Origin of the sequence: Calidithermus terrae, assembly GCF_003574345.1 — a bacterium.
Lineage (GTDB): Bacteria > Deinococcota > Deinococci > Deinococcales > Thermaceae > Calidithermus > Calidithermus chliarophilus.
The window spans coordinates 1-4275 of record NZ_QXDL01000283.1 but is presented as its reverse complement, the minus strand read 5'-3'; the positions used below and the strand labels follow the sequence as shown (position 1 = coordinate 4275).

At 71.0% G+C, this 4275-nt stretch carries 5 protein-coding genes and 1 pseudogene; 5 read left to right on the top strand and 1 reads right to left on the bottom strand.

Annotated elements, in window-relative coordinates:
- Nucleotides 1–44: 44 nt before the first annotated feature.
- The 4 genes from Mterra_RS19350 (at nucleotide 45) to mqnP (ending at nucleotide 3422) form a co-directional block, all read left to right on the top strand.
- Entirely contained in the window at nucleotides 45–593 is a 549-nt protein-coding gene (locus Mterra_RS19350; protein WP_420836709.1) for a peroxidase-related enzyme, read from the top strand.
- A gap of 5 nt (nucleotides 594–598) precedes the next feature.
- Nucleotides 599–784, top strand: coding sequence for a hypothetical protein (locus Mterra_RS19345; protein ID WP_119316613.1), 186 nt, complete (start codon nucleotides 599–601; stop codon nucleotides 782–784).
- Between the two features lie 224 nt (nucleotides 785–1008).
- Entirely contained in the window at nucleotides 1009–2556 is a 1548-nt protein-coding gene (locus Mterra_RS19340; protein WP_119316612.1) for an Rqc2 family fibronectin-binding protein, read from the top strand.
- A gap of 14 nt (nucleotides 2557–2570) precedes the next feature.
- Nucleotides 2571–3422 carry a menaquinone biosynthesis prenyltransferase MqnP gene (gene mqnP / locus Mterra_RS19335; protein ID WP_119316611.1) on the top strand — a complete coding sequence of 284 codons (852 nt, stop codon included), beginning with the start codon at nucleotides 2571–2573 and terminating at the stop codon, nucleotides 3420–3422.
- 25 nt (nucleotides 3423–3447) lie between these two features.
- On the opposite strand, the gene Mterra_RS19330 is transcribed toward mqnP, so the two are convergent.
- Entirely contained in the window at nucleotides 3448–3888 is a 441-nt protein-coding gene (locus Mterra_RS19330) for a hypothetical protein (RefSeq protein WP_119316610.1), read from the bottom strand.
- Between the two features lie 89 nt (nucleotides 3889–3977).
- On the opposite strand from Mterra_RS19330, the pseudogene Mterra_RS19325 reads away from it, so the two are divergent.
- Nucleotides 3978–4275: pseudogene (locus Mterra_RS19325) on the top strand (MFS transporter); the annotation flags it as partial.

The following is a 4275-nucleotide window of genomic DNA, read 5'->3' as shown; positions in this document are numbered from 1 at the left end:
CCGCACGCCGGCCCTCCCGCCCCGACGCGACCGCCTGGCTGCGGGTGCCCGAGCCGGAGGAGTTGCCCGAGGCGGTGCAGGCGCTCTTCGGCAAGTTCCTGGACAAAACCGGCCTCATCCCCAACGTCGCCCGCAACTTCGCCCTGCTGCCCGAGCACTTCCTGCGCTGGTTCGGCTACTACGACTACCTCATGCGCTCGGAGGGACAGCTCTCGCGCCGCGAGCGCGAGATGATCGCGGTGGTGGTCTCGAGCCACAACCAGTGCGAGTACTGCCTGGCCTCGCACTCGGCCTACCTGCGCGAGCTCACCGGCGACCCCGTGCTGCCCGAAGCGCTCGCCGCCAACTACCGCCGCGCCGAGGTCACGTCCCGCGAGCGGGCACTGCTGGACTTCGCCGTCCAGATGACCACCGCCTCCCCGCGCATGGAGGAGGACGACCTCGAGCCCCTGCGCCGCGCCGGGCTCAGCGACGAGGCCATCTTCGAGGCCGCCCAGGTCGCGGCCATGTTCAACCTCACCAACCGCCTCGCCAACGCCCTGGGCTGGAAGCCCAACGCCGAGTACTACGGGATGCACCGCGCCTACGAATAAGCCGGATGGAAGGGATCCCCCATTTCCTGAAGTGGACGGTGGCCGCCGCCGCGGTGGGGCTGCTCCTGCAGGGGGTGAAGCTCTACCTCGAGAGCCAGGGCCGCACGGTGGGCCTCGAGCTCGGCCTGCTGGGCTTCGTGGCGGTGTACGCGGTGGCGCTGGTGCGGTTGCTGGGGACGAAGCCGAAGTAGGCCGATGGCCGATAGCCGGGCGTGGGTCGTGCGTCCTGCGTCGTACGTCGTACGCAATACGCAATACGCAAAACGCGAACCGCTTTGGCCCTCGACCCTAGACACGCTCCTAAGCACTTCGGCGTAAAATAAACCCCGTGTCAGGGCAGGCACCCGTGTCTGCCCTGCTTTTTGCGCCGTGGGCGTGGCCGGGGGTCGCGAGGGCTGGAAGGATAGGGCACACGATGGAAGGTTTGTTGATCAACGCGGTCTTGCGCGGCTTCGCCGGGCGTCTGCCCGCACGCACGCTGGGCTGGGCCTTCCCCGACGAGGGGACGGCGGCGCTGCTGGTGGAGGGGCTGGGCAACCTGGTGCTGCGCTACCGGCCGCCCAACCCGCTGCTGACCCTCGAGCCCGGCACCCTCGAGGGCGAGGCCAAGACCGCCTTCCAGCGCTCGCTGGCCGCGCGGGCCAAGGGGCGGCTGCTCGAGGCGCGGCAGCTCAAGCTCGACCGGGTGGTGTTCTTCGGGCTCGAGGGCGAAAGCGGCTTCGTGGACACCCCGCCCACCCGCCTAGTCTTCGAGCTCACCGGGCGCAACGCCAACCTGCTGCTCACCACCCCCGAGGGGCGCATCCTCACCCTCGACCGCGAGGTGACCCAGCAGGTCAACCGCTTCCGCGAGCTGCGGCCCGGCCTCGCCTACACCCCTCCCCCGCCCTACGAGAAGCTCGACCCGCGCACCGCGGGGCCCGCCGACCTCGAGCGGCTGCTCGGCCTGAGCCTGGGCCAGGCGGCCTCCAGGCACCTCGACGGCCTGGGCAAGGAGCTCACGCAGGAGCTGGCCCGCCGGGCGGGCCTCACCCCGCAGACGGTGCTCGCCCCCGAGCACCTCGAACCCCTCCACCGCGCCCTCAAGAGCCTGGTCGAGCGCCCAGGCGAGCGGACTTCCCTCGCCACCGAGCTCCGGGCCGAGTGGGAGCGGCAGGAGGCCGAGGCCCTGCGCCGCCCGCTGCGCGAGGCCCTGCACAAGCGCATCCACACCCTCGAGGCCCGCCTGGCCGACTACCGCAAGGCCCTCGCCCGGCTCGACGAGGTGCCCGCGCTGCGCGAGAAGGGCGACGTGCTGCTGGCCTACTTGCACCGGGTCCCCGGCGGGGCCGCTTCGGTGACGCTGGAGGACTTCGGCGGCGACCCCCTCGAGATCGCCCTCGACCCCGCCCTCACCCCGGCCCAGAACGCCGAGCGCTACTACAGCCGCGCCCGTCGCCTGGAGGCGTTGGCCGAGCGGGCCATGGAGCTCGAGCCGCGCACCCGGGCCCAGCTCGAGGCCCTGCACCGCGAGGTCGCGGCGCTGGAGGGGGCCAGCCTGCTCGAGCTCACCCGCCGGCTCGAGCGCAGGGACGGCCCGGGCGAGGGCCGCGTGGGCCTACGGCTGCGCTCGCCGGGCGGCTTCGCGGTGTGGGTGGGCCGCAACTCCAAGGAGAACGACTTCCTCACCCGAAGCGCCCACTCGATGGACCTGTGGTTCCACGCCCAGGGCATCCCCGGCTCCCACGTCATCCTGCGCACCCAGGGCCAGCCCGCCCCCCTCCCCGACCTGCTCTTCGCCGCCCGGCTCGCCGCCTACCACTCCAAGGCCCGCGGCGAGCGCAACGTCGCGGTGGACTACACGGCCAAGAAGAACGTCTGGCGCCCGCGCAAGGCCGCGCCGGGGCAGGTGCTCTACACGGGGGCTAAGACGCTTTTCGTGGACGCCGAGGCCCCTTCGGCGCTGTCCGAGGGCGTAGACTGAGAACGGTTTTCACTATGATCGCGCGGTTTCGCACCTACCTCGAGCTCGTCCGCTTCGAGCACACCCTCTTCGCTCTGCCCTTCGCCTACGGCGGCATGCTGCTCGCCGGGCGCGGCTGGCCGGGCCTGGAGACCTTCTCCTGGATCACCCTGGCGATGGTGGGCGCCCGCACCGCCGCCATGGCCCTCAACCGCCTCATCGACCGGGCCATCGACGCGCGCAACCCCCGCACGGCCCGGCGGCACCTGCCCCGCGGCCTCGTCAGCCCGGCCGAGGTGCTCGCGCTCTCGCTCATCAGCCTGCTGCTGCTGGGCGTGGCGGCGCTCAACCTCAACGCCCTCACGGCCTCGCTGCTGCCGGTGGCGGTGTTCTTCCTGGTGGGCTACAGCTACACCAAGCGCTTCACCTGGCTGTGCCACTACTGGCTGGGCCTCACCATCGGCGCGGCGGCGGCGGGCGGCTGGATCGCCGTGACCGGGGCCTTCGAGCCGGCCACCTTCGCCCTGTGGGCCGCGGTGGGCCTGTGGATCGCCGGCTTCGACATCCTCTACGCCACCCAGGACTTCCAGTTCGACCGCGAGCACGGCATCCACAGCGTCCCGGCCCGCTTCGGCCTCGCCCCGGCGCTGCGGATCGCCCGCGCGACGCACTTCCTGGCCTGGCTCGGCTTCGCCCTGACGGGCTGGCTCTACGGCGCGGGCGCGGCCTACTTCGTGGGCGTGCTGTGCGCGGGGCTGGTGCTGTGGTACGAGCACCGCCTGGTCAGCCCCTCCGACCTCTCCAAGATCGACGCCGCCTTCTTCCAGGCCAACGTGGTGATCAGCCTGGGCATGTTCACCTTCATCGCGCTCGAGGCCCTGCTGTAAGCCGCACCGCCGCAGGCTACCGGCCCTACCGGAGCTGGCACCAGAACAGCATCACGCCCGGCTCCTTGTCGAGCTTGGACCAGGTCCCCAGGTAGGTGTAGCTGCTGAAGGAGGCCAGCCAGGCCGCGCCGTTGAGGACGTCCCGCACCTGGAAGCCGTTGGCGAGGAGCTTCTCGCGCATCCGGGCGATGACGGCGTCGGGCTGGACGGAGCCGGGGCCCGTGATCTGGTCGTGGAACATCACGAACTCGTAGCGGGTGCAGTCGCGGCCGATCCCGTTGGCTAAGCGGTTCATGGACTGCTTCATGTCCTCGTAAGGGCCCCCGCCGATGAACTCGTAGCCGGTGAGGGGGAAGTTCCACAGGGTGAACTGCGAGGCGGTGACGACCCGGCCCTGCACCTGGGCAGCAGCGAAGCAAGCGAGCAAGATGGCGGCCAGCAGGAGGATAAAACGGTTCGCCTTCACGGTGGCTATAGTAACCGTTCCATTTTCGGCTCGAGCCGCAAAGATCACAGCGCTGTAAATCCGGGCGTGGCGGCGGTATCCTTACCGTTATGGCCCTCGAGCCCGCCCAGCCCGCCACCTCCACCGGCATCCCGCCCCTGATCCGGCGCAACACCCTGCTTCTGGCGATCACCCAGGCGGTGGTGGGGGCCGGGATGCAGCTCATCCCCGCGCTGGGGGCCATCAGCGTGGTGCAACTGATGGGCACCAACACCTGGTCGGGGCTGGCTACGGCCCTCGCGGGGCTCGCGCGGATGCTCGTGGCCTACCCCATCGGCCGGGTGAGCGACTCGAGGGGCCGCAAGGCCGGGCTCTACATCGGGCTCGTCCTGGCCCTCCTCGGCTCGC